Here is a 21263-nt window from a genome sequence, read left to right on the forward strand (position 1 = left end):
ACCATGAGCAAGAAGGGCTATTGGATGGCGATGATCGATGTTCGCGATCCCGAATTGTACAAACAGTACATCGAGGCCAATGCCGCGGCCTTTGCGAAATATGGCGCGAAATTCGCTGTGCGGGCCGGCCGCCATGAAAATCCGGAAGGGCCGACCGGCAACCGCCATGTACTGGTCGAGTTCGATTCCTTCGACAAGGCGGTCGAATGCTATCATTCGCCCGAATATCAGCATGCTTCGAAGTTCCGGCTTACCGCCTCGACCGGTCCTTTCGTCATCGTTGAAGGCGCTTGAACGGATGATCCTGTTTCCAGCCATCGACCTCAAGGACGGCCAATGCGTGCGCCTCAAGCACGGCGACATGGCGACCGCGACCATCTACAACGATGATCCTGCCGCGCAGGCGAGAGCCTTCGAGGAACAGGGCTTCGAATGGCTGCACGTCGTCGACCTCAACGGCGCTTTCAAGGGCCAGAGCGTCAACAGCGCCGCTGTCGGCGCCATTCTCAAGGCGACGAAGAACCCGGTGCAGCTTGGCGGCGGCATCCGCACGCTGGACCAGATCGAGGACTGGCTCGATCGTGGCCTTGCCCGCGTCATCCTTGGCACGGTCGCCGTGCGCGATCCCGATCTGGTCAAGCAGGCCTGCAAAGCCTTTCCGGGCAAGATCGCCGTCGGCATCGACGCCAAGGGCGGCAAGGTTGCGGTCGAGGGCTGGGCGGAAGCCTCCAGCCTCGGCGTCATCGAACTTGCCAGGAAATTCGAGGGTGTGGGTGTGGCCGCCATCATCTACACCGATATCGACCGCGACGGCGTGCTCACCGGCATCAACTGGAACGCCACCATCGACCTCGCCGAAGCCGTGTCGATCCCGATCATCGCTTCGGGTGGCCTGGCCTCGATCGCCGACATCGTGCGCATGACCATGCCGGATGCGCAGAAGCTCGAGGGCGCCATTTCCGGGCGCGCGCTCTATGACGGCCGTATCGACCCGGCCGAGGCGCTGGCGATCCTGCAAGGCAAGGCGGCGGTGGAGACGCGGTTGTGAAAATCTCCATCATTCTCGCCTCTTATGATAGCGGGCACTATCACGGCGGCATGGGCCAAGGGCCGGATGCGCTGATATCGGGCGGGTTGGTCGACGCGCTGACCATGGCCGGCCACGACGTCGTCGTCGAGGATATCGGCAAGGTCGGCGATGACCAGGAACGCGAGATCGCCACCGGCTTTGCCGTCTGCAACGCCGTCTCCGGCGAGGTCCGCATTGCCATCGACAGGGGACGGTTTCCCATCGTGCTCGCCGGAAACTGCCTGACATCAGCCGGTGCCGTAGCCGGCGAAGGCGCCGATGCGATCATCTGGGCCGACCAGCATGGCGACCTCAACACGCCCGAAACCTCCATGTACGGCTTTCTCGACGGCATGGCGCTGGCGACCGTGCTTGGCCTGTGCTGGCGCCCGATGGCGGGGTCCATCCCAGGCTTCAAGCCGATCGATCCCCAGCGTTGCGTGCTCGTCAACGCGCGCGATCTCGATCCGGCGGAGAAAAAACTTCTCGAGACTTTGCCCGTCATCCAGACGGAATGTCCTGGCTGGGCGCACGCGACGGAAAAGCTGAAGGCCGCTGGCGCCGAAAGGGTGCACATGCATATCGATCTCGACGTGCATGACCCGAAGGATCTGCAGGTAAACCGCTACGTCACCCCCGGCGGTCCGAACCCGGAACAGTTGCGCGACGCGACCTGTGCCATGGCGCTTTCGGTGCCGGTCGTTGGCATCACCGTTTCCGCTTACGATCCGGCCTTCGATGCCCAGGGCGATGTGCCGCCGATGGTCGGCCAGTTGCTCAACGATCTCATCGCCACGATAGAGGGCCGCTGATGCTGAAAGCCCGCGTCATCCCTTGCCTCGACGTCAAGGACGGCCGTGTCGTCAAGGGCGTCAACTTCGTCGATCTCGTCGACGCCGGCGATCCGGTCGAGGCGGCCAAGGCCTATGACGCCGCCGGCGCCGACGAGCTGTGCTTTCTCGACATCACGGCGTCGTCGGACAATCGCGAGACCATCTTCGATGTCGTTGCCCGCACCGCCGAGCAATGCTTCATGCCGCTGACCGTCGGCGGGGGCGTGCGCCAGGTCGCCGATATCAGGAAACTGCTTCTGGCCGGCGCCGACAAGGTGTCGATCAACACGGCCGCAGTGAAAAATCCGGATTTCGTCGCCGAGGCCGCCGACAAGTTCGGCAACCAGTGCATCGTCGTCGCCATCGACGCCAAGAAAGTGTCCGGCCCCGGCGAGATCGACCGCTGGGAGATATTCACCCATGGCGGGCGTGAGAAGACCGGCATCGATGCGGTGGAATTCGCCCGGCAAATGGTCGATCGCGGCGCCGGCGAGATCCTGCTGACCTCCATGGACCGCGACGGCACCAAGGCCGGCTATGATATTGCGCTCACCCGCGCGATTGCGGACGCGGTGCGCGCGCCGGTCATCGCGTCCGGCGGTGTCGGCACGCTCGATCACATGGTCGAAGGCATTCGCGATGGTCATGCCGGTGCCGTGCTCGCCGCATCCATCTTCCATTTCGGCACCTATACGATCGCCGAAGCCAAGGCGCATATGGCTGAGGCCGGCCTGCCGATGCGGCTGGACTCCCTCGGCAACAGGTCCTAGAGCATGATCCCGAAGCCGGCTTTCGGGAAAGATCAGGCCTAAACAAGAAGATAGGCAGCCATGGCCGAGTTTTCTCTGTCCGATCTGGAAAAAATCGTCCGGGAGCGCGCCGAATCCGGCGATCCCGACTCGTGGACGGCAAAACTGTTCGCGCGCGGCATCGACAAGGCGGCACAGAAGCTCGGCGAGGAGGCGGTCGAGACGGTGATCGCCGCTGTTCACGGCGACAAGCCGGCTCTCGTTTCGGAAAGTGCCGATCTCATATATCATTGGCTTGTCGTTCTCGGCATTTCGGGTGTGCCATTGGGCGACGTGCTCAAGGAGCTTGAGAGCCGCACCGGGCGCTCGGGCATCGCCGAGAAGGCGTCGCGGCCCAAGGGCTGATCGCGAGGAAGGGACAGGAAACTCGATGGATCAGCTCGCGCAAACCGAGAAATATTCCCCCTTTCGTTTCTTCTCGGCCGAGCAATGGTCGCAATTCCGCGCCGACACGCCGCTGACGCTGAGCGAGGACGAGTTCCGCCGCCTGCGTTCGCTCAACGATCCGGTTGACCTCGAAGAGGTCAAGCGCATCTATCTGTCGCTGTCGCGGCTCCTGTCCGCCCATGTCGAGGCGAGTCAGCTTCTGTTCCGGCAGCGCCAGGCCTTCTTCAACGCCGTCGACGTGGTCAAGACGCCGTTCATCATTGGCGTCGCCGGTTCCGTTGCGGTCGGCAAATCGACCACGGCGCGCGTGCTGAAGGAACTCCTGGCACGCTGGCCGTCGAGTCCCAAGGTCGATCTCATCACCACCGACGGCTTCCTGCTGCCCAATGAGGTGCTGCGCCGCGAAAACCTGATGGAACGCAAGGGTTTTCCCGACAGCTACGATGTCGGCGCGCTGCTGCGCTTCCTCTCGGGCATCAAATCGGCGCAGAGCAGCGTCCAGGCGCCGGTTTATTCGCATCTCACCTATGACGTCATTCCCGGCGAGTTCGTCACCATCGACCGCCCGGATATCCTGATCTTCGAGGGTATCAATGTCCTGCAACCGGGCAAGCTGCCGCAGGACGGCAAGATCGTGCCTTTTCTGTCGGACTTCTTCGATTTCGCCATCTACATCGATGCCGACGAGAAGCTGATCCATCAGTGGTACATCTCGCGCTTCATGCGGCTGCGCGAGACCGCTTTCCGCAATCCGGACTCCTTCTTCCATCGCTATTCGCAGCTGTCGGAGGATTCGGCCCGCGCGATCGCGGAGGGCCTGTGGACCAACATCAATCTGAAGAACCTGCGCGAAAACATCCTGCCGACGCGCGCCCGCGCCGACCTGATCCTGCGCAAGGGCGCCGACCATCTGGTCGAGGAAGTGGCGCTGCGCAAACTGTAACGGCGGGCTCGTCGCCGACGAGCCCGCCACGCCGCTGTTCAAATCAGCGCCACGGCTCAGCCATTGGCGAATGGCACGGCGACGTAGATCTGGCCACCGTCGCGTTCCACCAGCAGCAACACCGATTTGCGGCCTGATTTGCTGGCCTGGGCGATCGCCTGTGTCACTTGTCTGACGCTCTTCACCGGCGCCTGATTGACGGCGACGATGATATCGCCAGGCTGGATGCCGGCGGCGGCCGCCGGCTTGTCAGGATTGACGCTCGCAACCACCGCCCCATGCTCATTCTCGGCGAGGTTCATCTGCTGGCGGATATCGGGTGTGATGTCCATCAGGCCGAGGCCGATCGCCGGCGCGCGCGTGCCCTGCTCGGCGCTCGGCGCGCCGGAATTGCCAGTCGATGCCGTCTTCACCTCGTCCTGGTTGCGCCCGACATCGACGGAAATCTGCATGGCCTTGCCCTTGCGCCAGACCTGAAGCGTTTCCTTGACGCCCGGCGCGACGTCGGCGACGGCCCGCGACAGGTCCTTGGGGTCTTTCACGTCCTGTCCGGCGAAGCCGGTGATGACATCGCCACTCTCGACGCCTGCCTTGGCCGCGGGCGAGCCATCATTGACCTGAGAGACCAGAGCGCCGCCGGGATGATCGAGCCCGATGGCGCTGGCTACATCCGGGGTCACAGGCTGGATCTCGACGCCAAGATAGCCGTATTCGATGTTGCCGCCCTTCATCAGCTTGGCGACCACCTTCTGGGCCTGGTCGGACGGAATGGCGAAACCGACGCCGACGCTGCCGCCGTTGGGTGAGTAGATCGCCGTGTTGATGCCGACGACATTGCCGTTCACGTCGACCAGTGGACCACCGGAATTGCCGTGGTTGATCGGAGCATCGATCTGGATGAAATCGTCGAACGGTCCGCTGTGCAGGTCGCGGCCTCGCGCCGAGACGATGCCGGAGGTGACGGTGGTGCCGATGCCGAACGGATTGCCGATCGCCAGCACCTGGTCGCCGGTCATCAGCTTGTCGGAATCGCCCCATTTTATGGTGGGCAGCGGCTTGTCGGTCTTAATCTTGAGCACCGCCAGATCGTTCTTGGCATCGTGCCCGACCAGCGTGGCGGGAAGCTCGGTGCCGTCGTCGAGCGTGACCTTGATCGAAGTGGCGCCGTCGACGACGTGGTTGTTGGTCACGATGGTGCCATCCGCGCCCACGATGAAGCCGGATCCGAGGGCTTCCTGGCGCGGTACCTGCTGGGGCGGCGTTCTGGGCATCGGAGCGCCCTGATCACCGAAGAACTGGCGGAAATAGTCATCGAAAGGCGAATTGCCGCCGAAGGGCGAGGGTTCGCCCATGGTTTGTGCCTGTGCCTTCATGACCGTTGTGACCGTCACGACGGCCGGCTTGGTGGTGGCCACGACCGGCGCCAGCGAACCATTAGGGGCCTTGGTCCCCACGACGGGAGTCTGGGTCGTCGCAGCGACGGTGCTCAAGCCGGTGTTGCCGGTGTTCTGGGCGAATGAGACGACGACGGGGGAGATGATCAGCGCAGCGCCCAGCAGGGCCGCGACGCGATGTCTGCGAAGAATGCTCATGGGTGACATGGTCGTTCTGTCCGGGCGAGCGTTGAACCGGCGCCGCAGGCGCACTTGGGAGCCGCGCCTGTCGGCGTGTCGACCACCGGGATCGCCTGCCTCGCCGTACATGGCGGCCGGCCGGATCGACAACCAGTTATCTAGGGCGTGGATCGGCCTGATTTAGGGTTTTGGGCCGACCTTACGAAGATTTAATTCAGCACGGGCTCACGGACCCGTCATGGCGATTAAGATAGGCCGACGCGATCTCGCGCATGCGTTTGCCGTCGAAGCTCGGGCCATGGCCGCCATGGCCGATACGGATCGGCAGGTCGAGCAGGCGCCGCATGGTGCTGATATAGGCGGCGCGGTCGGAATCCGGCAGATCGTCGATCAGCGTGTCGTCGTAGATGGCATCGCCACTGAAGAACAGGCCGTCGGCCTCGTCGAACAGCGCGATCGAATCCGGCGAATGTCCAGGCAGATGTAGGACGCGGAAGTGCCGGTCGCCGAGATCGACGACGTCGCCTTCGCCAAGCGTCCGCGTCAATGGCGCCGGTGGTATCTTGTAATCAGCCGACCTCCAGCCTGGCGCCGGCAGTTTCGAGACGGCGCCTTCGAGGTTGTGGAACATGTAGGCGTAGGTCGCCGCCTCATCCATGGTTTCGAACTGCGCCGCACTCATGCTTGGCCCGGCCCGCAGCGGAAATTCGTGCAGCGAGCCGACATGGTCGAGATGGATGTGCGTCGCGACCACCAGAAGCGGCTTGCCATTTGGCGTCTCGATCTCCGGCGCCAGCGGACAGATGCCCATGCCGGTGTCGACCAGAAGGTCGGCGTCGCGGCCGTGCAGATGCCAGATATTGGCGCGCACATAGCCATGCACGAACGGTTCGGTCAGCATCGTCGTCTTGTCGTCGACGATACTCTTGCTGAACCAGTCCGGCATTGCCGGCATCATGATGTGTGAGCCGGACATCAAGTGTGAGCCGGGCATTAGACGAACGGTTTCCCGACCTTGTATTTTTCCGGCACCAGCCGCTTGAGGTAGGCCATGCCGGCATCGGACAGCTGGTTGACGTCGGCCTTCATGAAATTATCCGGCATGTGGCGGGTCTTGCCGGCGACATTCTTCAGCGGCACCTTCTTCAACACCGTTTTGGTGCCGTCATATTGCAGCGCCACGGAGCCGCCGCCCTGTTCGGCGACAGAGACGGCGAAGGCTCCGGCATCGAAAGCCTCCTGCGCATCGACCGCGCTGATAGCGCCGACATAGCCGCGCGGCATGTAGCCAAGGGCATCGACGCGGGCACGCTTGCCTGGCAGTCCGTCGGCCAGGGCCCTTTCAAGCGCCGCCGGCAGGTCGCTGCCCGACAGCTTGACGTTGCCATGCTGGTCGCGTTCCAGTTTCTCCGGGGGCACCAGGCTTTCGACCAATGCCTTGCCGTCGGCTGTGCTGACGCCTTCCGACACGGCGACGATACAGCGCTTGTAGCGGTCGAGCGTGGCCCGCACGTCTTCGATGAAGCCGGCCGCCGAGAACGCCCGCTCCGGCACGTAGACAAGGTGCGGGCCGCTGTCGGGATCAAGCTGCCAGGCGGCGGCCGCCGCGGTCAGGAAGCCGGCATGCCGGCCCATGACGATGCCGACATAGATGCCGGGCAGGGCGCGAAAATCGAGGTCCACGGACAGGAAGGCGCCGGCAACGAATTCGGCCGCCGAGATGAAGCCCGGCGTATGGTCGTTCTCCTCGAGATCATTGTCGATGGTCTTGGGCGCATGGACAAAGGCGATCTTGCCGCCGGCGGCGTCGGTCAGGATCTGTTGCGTGCCCGACGTGTCGTTGCCGCCGATATAGATGAAGGCGTCGGCGCCGGCCTTCTGCAGGCCCTCGAGGATGACCTCGCAGTAGGCGGCATCCGGCTTGTCGCGCGTCGAGCCCAGCGCCGCGCTTGGCGTTCCGGCAATCAGCCGCAGCCGGTCCTCCGGGATGGCGGAGAGGTCCACATAATTGCCGTCTCGGATGCCGCGCACGCCGTGGATGGAGCCCAGCACCTTGGCGCCGGGGTGCTTTTTGCGGATCTCCAGCGTGGCGCCCACAACCGTCTGGTTGATGACGGCGGTCGGGCCGCCGCCCTGCGCGATGACGAAGGTTCCGGCCATGCTTGATCTCTCCCTAGAGCATGATGCCGAAAAGTGTGAAGCGGATTTCGGACGACATCATGTTCTATTTCCTGGATTTGAAGACGGATTCAGATTCCAGGTCGAATGGACCTGAAATCATCCGGCTCCAGGCGATGATTTTCAGCCCACCTTCGCCTGTCTTGCGGCGTCGCGCAACGGCAGAATCCGGAGCATGATCCCGAAAAGCGGGGATCGGTTTTCGGAAAAGATCATGCTCAAACCAGAACAGAAGGCGGCCGCCGGCGGCCTGAAACGATCAGACGACGACGACCGGGTTTTTCTTCGAAACGCGGCTGTAGAGGTCGATGATGTCCTGGTTGATCAGGCGCACGCAGCCCGACGACATCGCTTGGCCGATGCTCCACCACTCGGGCGAGCCGTAGATGCGGTAGCCCGTATCCTTGCCGTTCTGGTAGATGTAGAGCGCGCGGGCGCCGAGCGGATTGGTGAGGCCGCCGGGCTGGCCGCCCTGCCATTTCACCAGTTCAGGCTTGCGGGCGATCATTTCGGGCGGCGGCGTCCAGGTCGGCCATTCCCGGCCGTACTGGATGTTGGCGCGGCCCGACCAGGGAAAACCGTCCTTGCCGATGCCGACGCCGTAGCGGATGGCGTCGCCGCCAGTCTGGACGAGATAGAGCTTGCGCTCCTGCAGGCGCACGACGATGGTGCCGGGTGCCTCGCCGGTAGGATCGACGACGATCTGGCGGTGGAATTCCGGCTTGACCTTCAGGTAAGGCACCTCAGGCACGTTGAAGCCGCCATCGGTCAAACCGGCATACATGACGTCGGGGCTGGTGATGTTCTTGTCGACGCTGATCGCGGGGCGGATCGGCCGCACCGAGCCGGTGACCGTGTCGTCGAGCTGAAGTGCCGGCAGGTCGCCGCCCGACGTCGAGCATCCGGCGACGCCGAGCAAAGCCAATGCGCCTGCGCCAGACAAAATGGCGCGGCGGGAGAGAAGAATATCGGTTTCGATCGCGTCGCCGTTTCGTGATGGCGTCGGACCTTGCGGCAACTCACGCATATACCCAACCCTACGCTGTCGGCGGGAAGCACGGTCCGGCCAATGTCAGGCATTTTCGTCATTCATGGTTGATAAAGCGTGAATGCCTTGCACCGCCTGCATTTGCGCGCTGCCCAGCGGCGTATGGCTAGCCCCGGCGGGCCACCAACCGAGAGGTCCTGCACGAAAAGACCTGGGTGGGTCATAATCAAGACGCCGGCCGTTCCTAGGTATCCAGGCGATTAGTGAGGGACCTCCATGTGCAAGACGTTAAAAGCCGACATCAAGCTTTTTGCCGCTGCCATTGTCGCGGCGGCCATGGTTCTCGGTGCCAATGTCAGCCTGGCCGATATCGTGAGCAGGCTGGGCGTCGCGAACTGACGCCGACCTGCCGTTGGCGCAATTGATGGCGCGGCAATCCCAGGAAAACCGCATGGCGGTTTTGCGCGCGTATTTTGCGTAAAACAAAAACCAGGCCCCTTTACATTCTCCCAGGGCTCAGGATTTATCCTTTTCCTTAACCCAAGGGAGACAGACATGTCCTTCGAAAACTGGGCCGCTTTCGCCGCCGCGTCGACGATCCTTCTCATCATTCCGGGCCCGACCATCCTGCTGGTCGTGTCCTATGCGCTGGGCCAGGGCTGGCGCACCGCCCTGCCGATGGCCGTTGGCGTCGCGCTGGGCGACTTCACCGCCATGACCCTGTCGATGCTGGGCATTGGCGCCCTGCTGGCCGCTTCGGCTGGTGTCTTCACCATCCTGAAGCTGATCGGCGCCGGCTATCTGATCTATCTCGGCGTGAAACTGTTCCGCGCCGGCGGCGCGCTCAAGGCCGAGCCGCGCACGGATGCGGTTTCCTCCGCGAGGATGATGGCGCATGCCTGGCTGGTCACCGCGCTCAATCCGAAAAGCATCACCTTCTTCGTCGCCTTCCTGCCGCAGTTCCTCGACCGGCATGCCGACTTCTGGCCGCAGATGCTGATCTTCGAGTCGACCTTCCTGGCGCTGGCCTTCACCAATGCGTTCGGCTACGCGCTGGTCGCTTCGCGGGCACATGCCGTTGTGCGCAATCCCAAAGCGATCCGCATCTTCAATCGCACCGGCGGCACGCTGCTGGTCGGCGCCGGCATCGCCACGGCGGCGATGCGTTCGGGCAATTAGAGGTTCAAGCAACCGGGTGACCGCTTGCCGCGACGCTGGGCTTGGCGTGGCCGCTGATCATGCTCTAGGATCGGACCTTACACGGCCCTTGGAAGACGAGGCATGCCAATCAAGGATGCATTCGGCCTGGCATTTTCAGGCGCGACGGAAGCGGGGTTCGCACCCTACAGCCAGGCGGTGCGCCAATTGCAATGCTTTATCGGCGATCCGGTGGCTGCCGTCGACCGCGCTATCACGCAGGATCCCGGTTTTGTGATGGCGCATGTCTTCAAGGGCTATCTCTTTGGCCTTGCCACCGAGCGCGAGGCAATGGCGGTGGCAAGGGCCTGCCATGAGGCGGCGCTGCCACTTGCCGCGACAAAGCGCGAGCAGGCGCATGTCTCGGCCCTCGGCCGCCTCGCCAACGGGCGCTGGCACGAGGCCGCGGGCATTCTTGATGACATCGCCATCGACTTCCCGCTCGACGCGGTGGCGCTGCAGGTCGGGCACCAGATCGACTTCTTCACCGGCAACGCCCGTATGCTGCATGATCGCATCGCGCGCGCCTCGCCGTCATGGCAAAGCGACATGCCAGGTTACCATGCCATTCTCGGCATGCAGGCCTTCGGGCTGGAGGAGATGGGCGAGTACATACGGGCCGAAAAGCTCGGCCGCACGGCGGTCGAGATCGAGCCGCGCGACGGCTGGGCGCAGCACGCCGTGGCGCATGTCATGGAAATGCAAAGCCGGCAAAGGGATGGCATCGCCTGGATGCGCGCCAATCCGGAAGCATGGACAAGGGAGAGCTTCCTCAAGGTGCACAATTGGTGGCACCTGGCGCTGTTCCACTATGACCTCGGCGATACCGATGAGGTGCTGGCGCTCTATGACGGTCCTATCTACGGCGCGCGATCGATGCTGGCGCTCAACATGGTCGATGCCTCGGCGATCCTGTGGCGGCTTTATCTCGGCGGCGCCGATGTCGGTGACCGCTGGGCAGCGCTGGCCGCCAATTGGGCTCCCAAGGCCGGCGCCGCCAACTACGCCTTCAACGACGCGCATGCGATGATGGCCTTTGTCGGCGCCGGGCTCGACGCGCCGGTCCGGACCCTGCTCGAGGCGCAGCGCGAGGCCATGGCCGGTAATGACGACAATGCCACGTTCACCCGGGATGTCGGCCATCCCTTGACGCTGGGAATCAAGGCGTTCGGCGAAGGCAATTACCCTGAGGCCATAGGCCTGATCCGGCCGATTCGGGCGATCGCCAACCGTTTCGGCGGCAGCCACGCACAGCGCGACGTCATCGACCTGACGCTGATCGAAGCGGCGCTAAGGGCCGGTGACGGCGCGCTCGCCACGGCGCTCACGGCCGAGCGTTCGATGGCGCGGCCGGACAGTCCGCTGGCGGCGTTGTTTTCGCGGCGCGCGGCCGATTTGTCAGAGAATTGACCCGGAGCTTATCTTGCCTTAGAAACTGGCTCGGCCGGGATTTTTTCGAGTTCCGAAAAAATGATAGTGGGAGGAAAACATGTTTCTCGGCATCGATCTGGGCACGTCGGGCGTCAAGGCGCTGCTGATCGATGCCGGACAGACCGTCATCGGCTCCGGCCATGGTTCACTTGACGTCTCGCGGCCGCATCCCGGCTGGTCCGAGCAGGACCCGTCGCACTGGATACGCGCCTGCGAGGACGCGATCGCCGAACTGAAGGCATCCCATCCCGAGCAGTTGGCGGCGGTGAAAGGCATCGGCCTGTCGGGCCAGATGCATGGCGCGACCTTGCTCGATGCGGCCGACAAGGTGCTGCGCCCCTGCATTCTGTGGAACGACACGCGCAGCCATGTCGAGGCGGCAGCGCTCGACGCCGATCCGCGCTTCCGCAAACTCACCGGCAACATCGTTTTCCCTGGCTTCACCGCGCCGAAACTCGCCTGGGTGGAAAACAATGAGCCCGCCGTCTTTGCCAAGGTGGCGAAGGTGTTGCTGCCAAAGGATTTCCTGCGGCTTTGGCTCACTGGCGAACATATTTCGGAAATGTCGGATTCTGCCGGTACCTCCTGGCTCGATGTCGGCAAGCGCCGCTGGTCCGCGGACCTGCTCGCGGCCACCTCTCTTGACGAGAAGCACATGCCGTCTCTGGTCGAGGGCACCGGAAAGGCCGGCGCGTTGCGCGCCGAACTCGCATCGAAATGGGGCGTGGAGGCCGGCATCCCCATTGCCGGAGGCGCCGGCGACAATGCTGCTTCCGCTTGCGGCATGGGCACGGTCGGCGCCGGCCATGCTTTCGTCTCGCTCGGCACGTCTGGGGTGCTGTTCGCCGCCAACGCATCCTATCTGCCGAACCCGGCAAGCGCGGTCCACACCTTCTGCCATGCCCTGCCAAACACCTGGCATCAGATGGGTGTCATCCTGTCGGCGACCGATTCGCTCAACTGGCTGTCGGAAATTACCGGCAAAGGGGCGGGCGAGTTGACATCGGAACTCGGCGACGTGCTGAAGGCGCCGAGCGGCGTGTCCTTCCTGCCCTACCTCTCGGGCGAGCGCACACCGCACAATGATTCCGCCATTCGTGGTTCCTTCACCGGGTTGGCCCATGAATCGAGCCGCGCCGTGCTGACGCAAGCCGTGCTCGAAGGCGTCGCCTTTGCCTTCCGCGACAGCCTCGAAGCCCTGAAGAAAGCCGGCACCACGCTCACGCGGGTGACGGCGATCGGCGGCGGCTCGCGCTCGCGCTACTGGCTGAAGGCGATCGCCACCGCGCTGCAGATGCCGGTCGATATTCCCGCCGACGGCGATTTCGGCGCCGCCTTCGGTGCGGCGCGCCTCGGCCTGATCGCCGCGACCGGCGCCGATCCGCTGGCCGTTTGCGCCGCGCCGAGGACAGATGCCATGATCGAGCCGGATGCCGCGCTCGGCGGCGCTTACGCGGATGCCTATCACCGCTACCGCGCGCTCTATCCGGCAATCAAGGCCGTAACCGCGTGAGCTGGCGCGAGGCACCCCCCTCTGCCCTGCCGGGCATCTCCCCCGCAAGGGGGGAGATTGGCAGCTTCGGCGCTGCCGCGCTTTTTTCAATGCGGGCGATTGGCGAAGGTCCGCGTGACAGTCAATCTCCCCCCTTGCGGGGGAGATGGCCAGCAGGCCAGAGGGGGGTGCCTCGCGCCCCTCTTACCCAGTTAGCCTCACTGCGCCGGCACCTTGTCGAGGAAGCCGGTAACGCTCCTCAGCCGACCGTTCTCGATGACGCCGATATCGGTACCCTCGACGACGGAGTCCGTGCCTTCGGGGCCAAGGTTCCAGGAGAAGCGGATCTTGTCGGCATAGCCGTCCGGCATGCCCTTCAGCGAGAACCGGAAGCCGGCAAAACGATGCTGCACCCCGTCGATCAGGGCCGCGACGCCGTCATGGCCGTCGCCCTGCATGATCGGATCGCGATAGCTGACATCTTCGGTGAAGGTCGCCTTGAGCAATTCGGCGCGGCGGCCGGCGTCGCTTTCATTCCAGGCGGTGATGTAGCCCTCGGCTATTCTGTTGAGGTCGGTCATGGTCTGTCTCCTTTGTCTGACGGTTTTGACACCAGCCTTTTCGACCAGCCCAGGACCGAAACCAATTACGCCTGAGGTAATCAGGGCGAACTATTCGAGAGAGGACAGGAATTATGAGCAGCGGATTTTTCGGCGACATCCAGAAGATCAAATATGAGGGACCGGATTCGACCAATCCGCTGGCCTACCGGTTCTACAACCCGGACGAAATGGTGGCCGGCAAGCGGCTGGAGGATCATCTGCGCTTTGCCGTCGCCTATTGGCATTCCTTCGCCTGGCCGGGCGGCGATCCGTTCGGCGGCCAGACCTTCGATCGCCCCTGGTTCCCCAAGGCCGGCGGCATCGACACGATGGAATTGGCAAAACTGAAGGCGGACGTCGCCTTCGAGATGTTCTCGCTGCTCGGCACCCCCTATTTCTGCTTCCACGACGCCGATGTGCGGCCGGAGGGCAAGGATTTTTCCGAGAGCGCCGCCCGCCTGGACGAGATCGCCGATTATTTCGCCACCAAGATGAAGCAGACTGGCGTCAAGCTCTTGTGGGGTACGGCGAACCTGTTTTCCAACCGCCGCTTCATGTCTGGTGCCGCCACCAATCCCGATCCGGATGTGTTTGCCTATGCGGCCGCGACGGTGAAAAGCTGCATCGACATCACCAAGCGGCTGAAGGGCGAGAATTATGTGCTGTGGGGCGGCCGCGAAGGCTATGAGACGCTGCTCAACACCGACCTTGCCCGCGAGCAGGAACAGGCCGGCCGCTTCCTCAACCTCGTTGTCGACTACAAGCACAAGATCGGTTTCAAGGGCACCATCCTGATCGAGCCGAAGCCGCAGGAGCCGACCAAACATCAGTATGATTACGATGTCGCGACCGTCTATGGCTTCCTCAAGCGCTTCGGTCTGGAGAAGGAAGTCAAGGTCAATATCGAGCAAGGCCATGCCATCCTTGCCGGCCATTCCTTCGAGCACGAACTGGCGCTGGCCAACGCGCTCGGCATTTTCGGCTCGATCGACATGAACCGCAACGACTACCAGTCCGGCTGGGACACCGACCAGTTCCCCAACAACGTGCCGGAGATGGCGCTTGCCTACTACCAGGTTCTGCAAGGCGGCGGCTTCAAGACCGGCGGCACCAATTTCGACGCCAAGCTGCGTCGCCAGTCGCTCGAGCCGCAGGACCTGCTGATCGCTCATATTGGCGGCATGGACGCCTGCGCGCGCGGCCTCAAGGCGGCGGCGCGCATGGTCGAGGACAAGGCATTGTCGGGACCGTTGGCCGAACGCTACGCCGGCTGGAACAGCGCCGAGGCCAAGGCGATGCTGTCGGGAAAGCGCACGCTTGAGGACATCGCCGAGCGTGTGATGAAGAAAAAGATCGAGCCGCAGCCGCGCTCAGGCCGCCAGGAGCTGCTGGAGAACATCGTCAACCGCTACGTTTGAGACGTTTGCCAGCCAGCAATCCAGGCCGGCAACCGGTCCGTTCGAAAAGTTGGCGCGCGGAAATCTTCTGCGCGCCATGCCGAAATCAGGGACAATCTTTTGCCCCGCACCGCCCCTTAATCGCCCCGCTCCTGCCTTCAAATGGTCGTCACGAATCTCGTATAAGAGTGGCTCGTGGCGGGAAGGAAAGGAGGCGAAACGATATGCAGCACGAACGTGAAATCGACGCCCTACTCTCACCTGGCGAGGCTGGTTCGATCATCGATCGGCTGATGGCGCTGCCGCATTCGAAAGACAGCGCCCGCAAGACAAATGAATGGGATCGCGCGGTCGCCGCGCGGCTCGAAACGGCACTGGCCAAGAGCATGCGCTCGCGCATCGTCGGCGACGGCCGCGACGCCGCCTGATTCTTCCGTGATTTCAGTGGTCTGATTGTTCCGCGGTTTGACGAATGGAGACGCTTTCTCCATCCTGCGTCGATGATACGCGCGGTGCTCCTGGATCTTCTGGGTGTCGTCTACGATGGCGACACCCAGATCGCGGGCGCCGTGGCCGCCGTCGAACACCTGCGCGAAGCTGGCCTGCCGCTTCGCTTCGTCAGCAACACGACACGTTCGCCGCGCGACAGAATCCTCGCACAGCTTGCCGCTCTGGGCGTCCGCGTGACGGACGAGGAACTGCTGACGCCGGCGCGCGCCGCGGTCGAATGGTTGCGCAGGCACGGCCGCCAGCCTCATCTGCTCGTCCATCCAGACCTCGAGGCCGAGTTTTCAAGCCTGGACGGCCGCAATGGCCGCGCTGTCGTTGTCGGTGACGCTGGCGATGCCTTCGACCATGCAAGCCTCAACCGGGCGTTTCGCGAACTCATCGCCGGCGCCGATTTTCTGGCGCTTGCCACCAACCGCACCTTCAAGGATGCCGACGGCCTGCTCAGCCTCGATGCCGGTGCCTTCGTCGCGGCCCTCGAATTCGCCAGTGGGCGAAGTCCTGTCGTGCTCGGCAAACCGTCACCCGATTTCTTCCTCTCGGCGCTTGCCGGCTTGAATTGCCCGGCCGCCGATGCGGTCATGATTGGCGACGATGCGGAGAGTGATGTCGCCGGCGCCCTGCGCGCCGGGCTTGGCGCGGCGCTGCTCGTGCGAACGGGCAAGTACCGTCCTGGCGACGAAACGCGCTTCGACCCGGCGCCCACGGCGCTGGTCGACGACCTCGCCGCCGCGACAGACTGGATACTTGAAGCGCGCCGCGCTGAAACGGATTCAGGCGACGCCCTTTAAGTCTTTGTTTTGATGGATATCATGGTCCCAAAACCGCTGCGCACTTGGAGCGACATGCATTGTCAGCCGCGCCGCAGCCTGACCGGCGCTTCGCCGAAAGCCCTGGAAAACGCCCTGGAAAATGCGGCTGCGGACGAAAAGCCCGTCCGCCCGGCAATGTCCGCCATCGCGATCCGCGTGTCGACCACCAGCCGTCGCGCGGCACCCAGGCGCAGCCTGAGATAATAAGCGCCCGGCGTTTCGCCGATCGACTTGCGAAAGATGCTTTCCAGTGTCCGTGCGGTCACCCCGGCGCGCTTGGCGACCGCCTCTATGGTCAGCGGCTGGTCGACATGCGCTTCCATCAGCCGGATGGCTTGCGCCAGGCGCGGATCGTAGCCGTCGAGCCGGCCGAGCGAGACCAGCGGTTGCGCATCTGTCGCGGCGCGCGCCTGGTCGTAGATGAAGACGCTGGCGACATCGAGCGCCACGGCCATGCCGAGACGCGTGCGAATGAGATGCAGCATCAGGTCGAAGGTGGGCGAGGCACCGCCCGAGGTGAAGACCGGTCCGTCGATGACATAGCGGTCCGGACGGACATCGACGCCGGGGAAGGCCGATGAAAAATCTTCCATGTCCTCCCAATGGGTGGTGGCGCTACGCCCCTCCAGCAGGCCGGCGCGGGCCACCAGCCATGTGCCTGCCTCGACGCCGCCGCAGGCGCGCGCCGTCCGTGCCGCGCGGCGCAAGCCTGCGAGCAGGGCCGATGTCGCGTAGTTCTGGGTGCCGAAACCGGCGACGACGACAAGAACGTCGGTTGGTTCGCTTGCATCGAAGCGGCCGCTGACCGCCACCGGCAGGCCGCAGGTGGTGACCGGAGGCTCTCCCGTCACCGAGACCAGCTTGAAGTCGAACAGAGTCTCGCCTGAGATGCGGTTTGCGGCGCGCAGCGGATCGACAGCCGACGCCACGCACATGATGGACGAGCCGGAAAACACCAGCAACGTCACCTTGAGCGGCGACCGTTCGGCGCGAAAGATATCAGGTTTTTCGCTTTTGATCATGGAAGCTTCGTAAAACGCAAAACAGTTTCCTGCAAGTCGGTCATTGTTGCGGTCTGTTTCTATGGGAGGAGAAATTCCATGCCGCTCGCGATGAACCGTGAGGTCTTCATTACCTGTGCCGTGACCGGGTCCGGCGGTTCGCAGGATCGCAGCCCGCATGTGCCGCGTTCGCCAAAGCAGATCGCCGATTCGGCCATCGACGCGGCCAAGGCGGGTGCTGCCATCGTCCATTGCCATGTCCGCGATCCCGAAACCGGCAAGCCGCGTCGTGATATCCACCTCTATCGTGAAGTAACGGAACGCATCCGCGAGGCCAATGTCGACGTGGTGCTGAACCTCACCGCCGGAATGGGCGGCGACATGGTGTTCGGCTCGCCGGAAGCGCCGCTGCCGCTCAACGAAAAGGGCACCGACATGGGCGGCGCCACCAACCGCATGGAACATGTGCGCCAGTGCCTGCCGGAAATCTGCACGCTCGACTGCGGCACCATGAACTTCGCCGAGGCCGACTATGTCATGACCAACACGCCCGGCATGCTGCGCGCCATGGGCGGCATGATGACGGCGCTCGGCGTCAAGCCCGAGATCGAGGCATTCGACACCGGCCATCTTTGGTTCGCCAAGCAACTGGTCGAGGAGAAGGTGCTGAACCCCGACGCGCTGGTGCAGCTCTGCATGGGCGTGCCATGGGGCGCGCCAGACGACCTCAACACTTTCATGGCGATGGTCAACAACGTGCCGTCGACCTGGACCTGGTCGGCCTTTTCCATCGGCCGCAACCAGATGGCCTATGCCGCCGCCGCCGTGCTGGCCGGCGGCAACGTCCGCGTCGGCCTGGAAGACAATCTGTGGCTCGATAAGGGTGTTCTGGCGACCAATGCTCAACTGGTCGAGCGCGCCGCCAGCATCGTCACCAATCTCGGCGCCACGATTCTCGGGCCCGAGGACGTGCGCAAGAAGCTCAACCTGACCAAGCGGGCGCCGATCGCGGCGTGAGCCAGAGCCTGATCCCGAAAAGCCGTAGCCGGTTTTCGGAAAAGACCATGCTCCCAGCAAGCCAACCGGGGAGGCGCAGATGACGACCGTTAAATTCACCGCGATGAAGGATGGCGACAGGGACGACTACGAGTTCCTGACCGCGCATGAAATCGACTATGCAGCCAAGACCGGCGAGCGGCTGCTCGACGCGCTGGTGCAACTCGATGAGGGCCTTTCGGGCTACAAGATCACCCGGCTCGGCCATTCGCTGCAGGCGGCGACACGCGCCTGGCGCGACGGCGCCGACACTGATTGGATCACTTGCGCGCTGCTGCACGACATCGGCGACATCTATGCGCCCTACAATCATGACGAATATGCCGCGTCGATCCTGAAACCCTTCGTGCGCGAGCAATGCACCTGGGTGGTGGAAAAGCACGGCGATTTCCAGCGGCTCTATTATGCCCATCATCTTGGCGGCAACCGCCATGCCCGCGACCGTTTCGCCGGCCATGCCTATTTCGACGACTGCGACCAGTTCTGCGAGCGCTGGGACCAGTCGAGCTTCGACCCCGATTACGAGACGCTGCCGATCGACTTCTTCCGGCCCTTCGTGCTCGAAGTCTTCGCCCGCAAGGCCTACGCCCCATCAGTGATACGCGCCGGCGAGCGCGTGCCGCTCATCGATCCCGAAACAGCCAGGACAAGAACCGGAGCCTCCCTATGAGCATCATCAACAAGGCGGCCGCCATCGGTGGCGGTGTCATCGGCGCCGGCTGGGTCGCGCGCCTGCTGCTCAACGGCATCGACGTGTCGATCTTCGATCCGGATCCCGAGGCATCGCGCAAGGTCAGCGAAGTGATGAAGGGCGCGCGCCGCGCCTACAAGCAGATGGTGCCGGGTGGCCTGCCGAAAGAAGGCAAGCTGACCTTCGCCAAGACCATCGCCGAGGCGGTCGCCGACGCCGATTTCATCCAGGAAAGCGTGCCGGAACGGCTCGACCTCAAGCACAAGGTGCTGGCCGAGATCGACACCCATGCGCCGGCCAATGCTATTGTCGGCTCCTCCACCTCCGGCATCAAGCCGACCGACATGCAGGTGGCGATGAAGAAGCATCCGGAACGGCTGGTCGTCGGCCACCCGTTCAACCCGGTCTACCTCCTGCCGCTGGTCGAGATCGTCGGCGGCGACCAGACCTTTCCCGAGGCGATCGAGGTCGCCAAGGAGATCTATGCTTCGATCGGCATGAAGCCTGTCGTCATACGCAAGGAGATTGAGGCCTTCGTCGGCGACCGCCTGCTCGAGGCCGCCTGGCGCGAGGCGCTGTGGCTGATCAAGGATGGCATCTGCACCGTCGAGGAACTCGATGACATCATGCGCTACGGCTTCGGCCTGCGCTGGGCGCAGATGGGCATGTTCCAGGTCTACCGTGTCGCCGGCGGCGAAGCCGGCATGCGCCACTTCATGGCCCAGTTCGGGCCCTGCCTGAAATGGCCATGGACCAAGCTGATGGACGTGCCGGAGTTCAACGACGAGCTGGTCGATCTGATCGCCACCCAGTCGGACGACCAGGCGCATGGCCTCTCGATCCGCGAGCTGGAAAAGATTCGCGACGACAATCTGGTCGCCATCATGGATGCGCTGTCGAAGCAGAACAAGGGCAAGGGCTGGGGCGCCGGCGCGTTGCACAAGGACTACACCACGCAGCTCGCCAAGCTGGCGGCGAAGAAGCCGACCGCTTCAAAGGCGGCCGAGAAGGCCAAGGCCTCCAAGCCGGTGAAGACGGCGGATAAGCCGAAGAACAAGAAGAAAGGCTGAGAACCATGGATTTCGGTCTTTCGGAAGAGCAGAAGCTCATCGTCGAGACGACGCGTGCCTTCGTCGAGAATGAGCTTTACCCGCATGAGCGCGAGGTCGAGCGCACCGGCGTGCTGCGCCGCGAGCTCATAGAGGAGCTGAAGGCCAAGGCGATCGAGGCCGGCCTCTATGCCGCCAACATGCCAGCCGATGTCGGCGGCGCGGGGCTCGATACGGTGACCTGGCTGCTCTACGAGAAAGAGCTCGGCCGTGCCAACTATGCGCTGCACTGGACCTGCGTGGCGCGCCCCTCCAACATCCTGCTCGCCGGCACGCCCGAACAGCGCGAAAAATATCTCTTCCCTTGCATCCGTGGCGAGAAATGGGACTGTCTGGCGATGACCGAGCCCGGCGCCGGCTCGGATTTGCGCGGGATGAAGGCGACTGCGGTGCAGGATGGCGACGACTGGGTGCTGAACGGCACTAAGCACTTTATCTCCCACGCCGATCTTGCCGATTTCGCCATCGTCTTCATGGCTTCGGGTGAAGAGGACTCGCCGCGCGGCAAGCGCAAGAAGATCACCGCTTTCTTCGTCGACAAGGGCACCAAGGGTTTCACGGTGCGTGACGGCTACCGCAACGTCTCGCATCGCGGCTACACCAACGCCATTCTCGAATTCGACGACTGCCGTCTGCCGGCAAGCCAGGTTCTCGGTGAGGTGCATAAAGGCTTCGACGTCGCCAATTCCTGGCTGGGCGCCACACGTTTGCAGGTCGGCGCCACATGTCTCGGCCGCGCCGAGCGGGCGCTTGGCCATGCGGTCGAATACGCCGCGCAGCGCCAGCAGTTCGGTCAGCAGATTGGCAAGTTCCAGGGCGTGTCGTTCAAGCTCGCCGACATGGCGACTGAACTGAAGGCCGCCGACCTTATGGTGTTCGAGGCTGGCTGGAAGTACGATCAGGGCACTGTCACCGATCAGGACATGGCCATGGCCAAACTGAAAGCCACTGAAATGCTGGCCTATGTTGCCGACGAGGCGATCCAGATCCATGGTGGCATGGGGCTGATGGACGATTTGCCGCTGGAACGCATCTGGCGCGATGCCCGCGTCGAGCGCATCTGGGAAGGCACGTCGGAGATTCAGCGACATATTATTTCGCGGGCGCTGCTGCGTCCGTTCGAAGCTTAGAGCATGATCGTCCAAAGCCGAGATTCGGTTTTGGCGGACAAACGAGATCGTTTGTCC

23 protein-coding genes are annotated in these 21263 nt (G+C 63.5%); 17 read left to right on the forward strand and 6 right to left on the reverse strand.

Going from position 1 to position 21263, the window contains the following annotated elements:
* Positions 1 to 3: 3 nt before the first annotated feature.
* Genes FJW03_RS25910 through coaA form a run of 6 tightly spaced genes read left to right on the forward strand, consistent with a single transcriptional unit; the run spans position 4 to position 4041 of the window.
* Entirely contained in the window at positions 4 to 294 is a 291-nt protein-coding gene (locus tag FJW03_RS25910) for a DUF1330 domain-containing protein (RefSeq protein ID WP_140766866.1), read from the forward strand.
* 4 nt (positions 295 to 298) lie between these two features.
* Positions 299 to 1048 (forward strand): 1-(5-phosphoribosyl)-5-[(5-phosphoribosylamino)methylideneamino]imidazole-4-carboxamide isomerase, encoded by a 750-nt coding sequence (hisA, locus tag FJW03_RS25915; protein WP_140766865.1) that lies wholly within the window; start codon positions 299 to 301, stop codon positions 1046 to 1048.
* Positions 1045 to 1881, forward strand: coding sequence for an arginase family protein (locus tag FJW03_RS25920; protein ID WP_140766864.1), 837 nt, complete (start codon positions 1045 to 1047; stop codon positions 1879 to 1881). Before hisA ends, FJW03_RS25920 begins: the two co-directional genes overlap by 4 nt.
* Positions 1878 to 2672, forward strand: coding sequence for an imidazole glycerol phosphate synthase subunit HisF (hisF, locus tag FJW03_RS25925; protein ID WP_181168993.1), 795 nt, complete (start codon positions 1878 to 1880; stop codon positions 2670 to 2672). Before FJW03_RS25920 ends, hisF begins: the two co-directional genes overlap by 4 nt.
* A gap of 60 nt (positions 2673 to 2732) precedes the next feature.
* The gene (locus FJW03_RS25930; RefSeq protein ID WP_140766863.1) at positions 2733 to 3056 is read left to right on the forward strand and encodes a phosphoribosyl-ATP diphosphatase; all 324 of its coding nucleotides are present in this window, start codon (positions 2733 to 2735) and stop codon (positions 3054 to 3056) included.
* 25 nt (positions 3057 to 3081) lie between these two features.
* Positions 3082 to 4041, forward strand: coding sequence for a type I pantothenate kinase (gene coaA / locus FJW03_RS25935; RefSeq protein WP_140606643.1), 960 nt, complete (start codon positions 3082 to 3084; stop codon positions 4039 to 4041).
* 56 nt (positions 4042 to 4097) lie between these two features.
* Here coaA and FJW03_RS25940 read toward each other — a convergent pair whose 3' ends face one another.
* The 4 genes from FJW03_RS25940 to FJW03_RS25955 form a co-directional block, all read right to left on the reverse strand.
* The gene (locus FJW03_RS25940) at positions 4098 to 5633 is read right to left on the reverse strand and encodes a DegQ family serine endoprotease (protein WP_140690878.1); all 1536 of its coding nucleotides are present in this window, start codon (positions 5631 to 5633) and stop codon (positions 4098 to 4100) included.
* A gap of 196 nt (positions 5634 to 5829) precedes the next feature.
* Positions 5830 to 6561, reverse strand: coding sequence for an MBL fold metallo-hydrolase (locus tag FJW03_RS25945; protein ID WP_140766874.1), 732 nt, complete (start codon positions 6559 to 6561; stop codon positions 5830 to 5832).
* A gap of 47 nt (positions 6562 to 6608) precedes the next feature.
* A complete protein-coding gene (locus tag FJW03_RS25950) occupies positions 6609 to 7775 on the reverse strand; it encodes a diphosphate--fructose-6-phosphate 1-phosphotransferase (protein WP_140766862.1) in 1167 nt (388 codons plus the stop codon).
* 277 nt (positions 7776 to 8052) lie between these two features.
* Positions 8053 to 8820, reverse strand: coding sequence for a L,D-transpeptidase (locus tag FJW03_RS25955; RefSeq protein ID WP_140766861.1), 768 nt, complete (start codon positions 8818 to 8820; stop codon positions 8053 to 8055).
* 237 nt (positions 8821 to 9057) lie between these two features.
* Between FJW03_RS25955 and FJW03_RS30130 the strand changes: the two genes are divergently transcribed.
* The 4 genes from FJW03_RS30130 to xylB all read left to right on the forward strand — a co-directional run bounded on the left by FJW03_RS30130 (position 9058) and on the right by xylB (position 12922).
* Positions 9058 to 9180 (forward strand): hypothetical protein, encoded by a 123-nt coding sequence (locus tag FJW03_RS30130; RefSeq protein WP_140766860.1) that lies wholly within the window; start codon positions 9058 to 9060, stop codon positions 9178 to 9180.
* A 156-nt stretch (positions 9181 to 9336) separates the two neighbouring features.
* The gene (locus FJW03_RS25960) at positions 9337 to 9960 is read left to right on the forward strand and encodes a LysE family translocator (RefSeq protein WP_140766859.1); all 624 of its coding nucleotides are present in this window, start codon (positions 9337 to 9339) and stop codon (positions 9958 to 9960) included.
* 102 nt (positions 9961 to 10062) lie between these two features.
* The gene (locus FJW03_RS25965) at positions 10063 to 11388 is read left to right on the forward strand and encodes a tetratricopeptide repeat protein (protein WP_140766858.1); all 1326 of its coding nucleotides are present in this window, start codon (positions 10063 to 10065) and stop codon (positions 11386 to 11388) included.
* A 79-nt stretch (positions 11389 to 11467) separates the two neighbouring features.
* Positions 11468 to 12922: a xylulokinase gene (xylB, locus tag FJW03_RS25970; protein WP_140766857.1), complete on the forward strand. Its 1455-nt coding sequence runs from the start codon at positions 11468 to 11470 to the stop codon at positions 12920 to 12922.
* Positions 12923 to 13119: 197 nt separating this feature from the next.
* Here xylB and FJW03_RS25975 read toward each other — a convergent pair whose 3' ends face one another.
* Positions 13120 to 13482: a nuclear transport factor 2 family protein gene (locus FJW03_RS25975; protein WP_140606651.1), complete on the reverse strand. Its 363-nt coding sequence runs from the start codon at positions 13480 to 13482 to the stop codon at positions 13120 to 13122.
* Between the two features lie 113 nt (positions 13483 to 13595).
* Here FJW03_RS25975 and xylA point away from each other — a divergent pair, with 113 nt between their 5' ends.
* The 3 genes from xylA to FJW03_RS25990 all read left to right on the forward strand — a co-directional run bounded on the left by xylA (position 13596) and on the right by FJW03_RS25990 (position 16198).
* Positions 13596 to 14921 (forward strand): xylose isomerase, encoded by a 1326-nt coding sequence (xylA, locus tag FJW03_RS25980; RefSeq protein WP_140766856.1) that lies wholly within the window; start codon positions 13596 to 13598, stop codon positions 14919 to 14921.
* A 203-nt stretch (positions 14922 to 15124) separates the two neighbouring features.
* Positions 15125 to 15328 (forward strand): hypothetical protein, encoded by a 204-nt coding sequence (locus tag FJW03_RS25985; RefSeq protein WP_140766855.1) that lies wholly within the window; start codon positions 15125 to 15127, stop codon positions 15326 to 15328.
* A gap of 72 nt (positions 15329 to 15400) precedes the next feature.
* A complete protein-coding gene (locus FJW03_RS25990; protein ID WP_140766854.1) occupies positions 15401 to 16198 on the forward strand; it encodes a TIGR01458 family HAD-type hydrolase in 798 nt (265 codons plus the stop codon).
* Positions 16199 to 16260: 62 nt separating this feature from the next.
* Here the strand turns inward: FJW03_RS25990 and FJW03_RS25995 are convergent, their stop codons facing one another.
* On the reverse strand, positions 16261 to 17241 hold the full coding sequence (locus FJW03_RS25995) for a GlxA family transcriptional regulator (RefSeq protein WP_140766853.1): 981 nt from the start codon (positions 17239 to 17241) through the stop codon (positions 16261 to 16263).
* 78 nt (positions 17242 to 17319) lie between these two features.
* On the opposite strand from FJW03_RS25995, the gene FJW03_RS26000 reads away from it, so the two are divergent.
* The 4 genes from FJW03_RS26000 (at position 17320) to FJW03_RS26015 (ending at position 21206) form a co-directional block, all read left to right on the forward strand.
* Positions 17320 to 18237 (forward strand): 3-keto-5-aminohexanoate cleavage protein, encoded by a 918-nt coding sequence (locus FJW03_RS26000; protein WP_140766852.1) that lies wholly within the window; start codon positions 17320 to 17322, stop codon positions 18235 to 18237.
* Positions 18238 to 18316: 79 nt separating this feature from the next.
* Positions 18317 to 18946 carry an HD domain-containing protein gene (locus tag FJW03_RS26005; protein ID WP_140766851.1) on the forward strand — a complete coding sequence of 210 codons (630 nt, stop codon included), beginning with the start codon at positions 18317 to 18319 and terminating at the stop codon, positions 18944 to 18946.
* Positions 18943 to 20037 (forward strand): carnitine 3-dehydrogenase, encoded by a 1095-nt coding sequence (locus tag FJW03_RS26010; RefSeq protein ID WP_140766850.1) that lies wholly within the window; start codon positions 18943 to 18945, stop codon positions 20035 to 20037. Before FJW03_RS26005 ends, FJW03_RS26010 begins: the two co-directional genes overlap by 4 nt.
* A 5-nt stretch (positions 20038 to 20042) precedes the next feature.
* Positions 20043 to 21206: an acyl-CoA dehydrogenase family protein gene (locus FJW03_RS26015; protein WP_140766849.1), complete on the forward strand. Its 1164-nt coding sequence runs from the start codon at positions 20043 to 20045 to the stop codon at positions 21204 to 21206.
* Positions 21207 to 21263: the final 57 nt, after the last annotated feature.

Source organism: Mesorhizobium sp. B4-1-4 (genome assembly GCF_006439395.2).
Classification (GTDB): Bacteria; Pseudomonadota; Alphaproteobacteria; order Rhizobiales; family Rhizobiaceae; genus Mesorhizobium.

Coding starts and splice junctions, on each gene's coding strand:
- FJW03_RS25975 (WP_140606651.1), bottom strand. CDS start 13,482: ATGACCGACCTCAACAGAATAGCCGAGGGCTACATCACCGCCTGGAAT.
- FJW03_RS26010 (WP_140766850.1), top strand. CDS start 18,943: ATGAGCATCATCAACAAGGCGGCCGCCATCGGTGGCGGTGTCATCGGC.
- FJW03_RS25955 (WP_140766861.1), bottom strand. CDS start 8,820: ATGCGTGAGTTGCCGCAAGGTCCGACGCCATCACGAAACGGCGACGCG.
- FJW03_RS25930 (WP_140766863.1), top strand. CDS start 2,733: ATGGCCGAGTTTTCTCTGTCCGATCTGGAAAAAATCGTCCGGGAGCGC.
- FJW03_RS25985 (WP_140766855.1), top strand. CDS start 15,125: ATGCAGCACGAACGTGAAATCGACGCCCTACTCTCACCTGGCGAGGCT.
- FJW03_RS25940 (WP_140690878.1), bottom strand. CDS start 5,633: ATGAGCATTCTTCGCAGACATCGCGTCGCGGCCCTGCTGGGCGCTGCG.
- FJW03_RS25995 (WP_140766853.1), bottom strand. CDS start 17,241: ATGATCAAAAGCGAAAAACCTGATATCTTTCGCGCCGAACGGTCGCCG.
- FJW03_RS25950 (WP_140766862.1), bottom strand. CDS start 7,775: ATGGCCGGAACCTTCGTCATCGCGCAGGGCGGCGGCCCGACCGCCGTC.
- FJW03_RS25960 (WP_140766859.1), top strand. CDS start 9,337: ATGTCCTTCGAAAACTGGGCCGCTTTCGCCGCCGCGTCGACGATCCTT.
- xylA (WP_140766856.1), top strand. CDS start 13,596: ATGAGCAGCGGATTTTTCGGCGACATCCAGAAGATCAAATATGAGGGA.
- xylB (WP_140766857.1), top strand. CDS start 11,468: ATGTTTCTCGGCATCGATCTGGGCACGTCGGGCGTCAAGGCGCTGCTG.
- coaA (WP_140606643.1), top strand. CDS start 3,082: ATGGATCAGCTCGCGCAAACCGAGAAATATTCCCCCTTTCGTTTCTTC.
- FJW03_RS26015 (WP_140766849.1), top strand. CDS start 20,043: ATGGATTTCGGTCTTTCGGAAGAGCAGAAGCTCATCGTCGAGACGACG.
- hisA (WP_140766865.1), top strand. CDS start 299: ATGATCCTGTTTCCAGCCATCGACCTCAAGGACGGCCAATGCGTGCGC.
- FJW03_RS25990 (WP_140766854.1), top strand. CDS start 15,401: ATGATACGCGCGGTGCTCCTGGATCTTCTGGGTGTCGTCTACGATGGC.
- FJW03_RS26005 (WP_140766851.1), top strand. CDS start 18,317: ATGACGACCGTTAAATTCACCGCGATGAAGGATGGCGACAGGGACGAC.
- FJW03_RS30130 (WP_140766860.1), top strand. CDS start 9,058: ATGTGCAAGACGTTAAAAGCCGACATCAAGCTTTTTGCCGCTGCCATT.
- FJW03_RS26000 (WP_140766852.1), top strand. CDS start 17,320: ATGCCGCTCGCGATGAACCGTGAGGTCTTCATTACCTGTGCCGTGACC.
- FJW03_RS25965 (WP_140766858.1), top strand. CDS start 10,063: ATGCCAATCAAGGATGCATTCGGCCTGGCATTTTCAGGCGCGACGGAA.
- FJW03_RS25910 (WP_140766866.1), top strand. CDS start 4: ATGAGCAAGAAGGGCTATTGGATGGCGATGATCGATGTTCGCGATCCC.
- FJW03_RS25945 (WP_140766874.1), bottom strand. CDS start 6,561: ATGCCGGACTGGTTCAGCAAGAGTATCGTCGACGACAAGACGACGATG.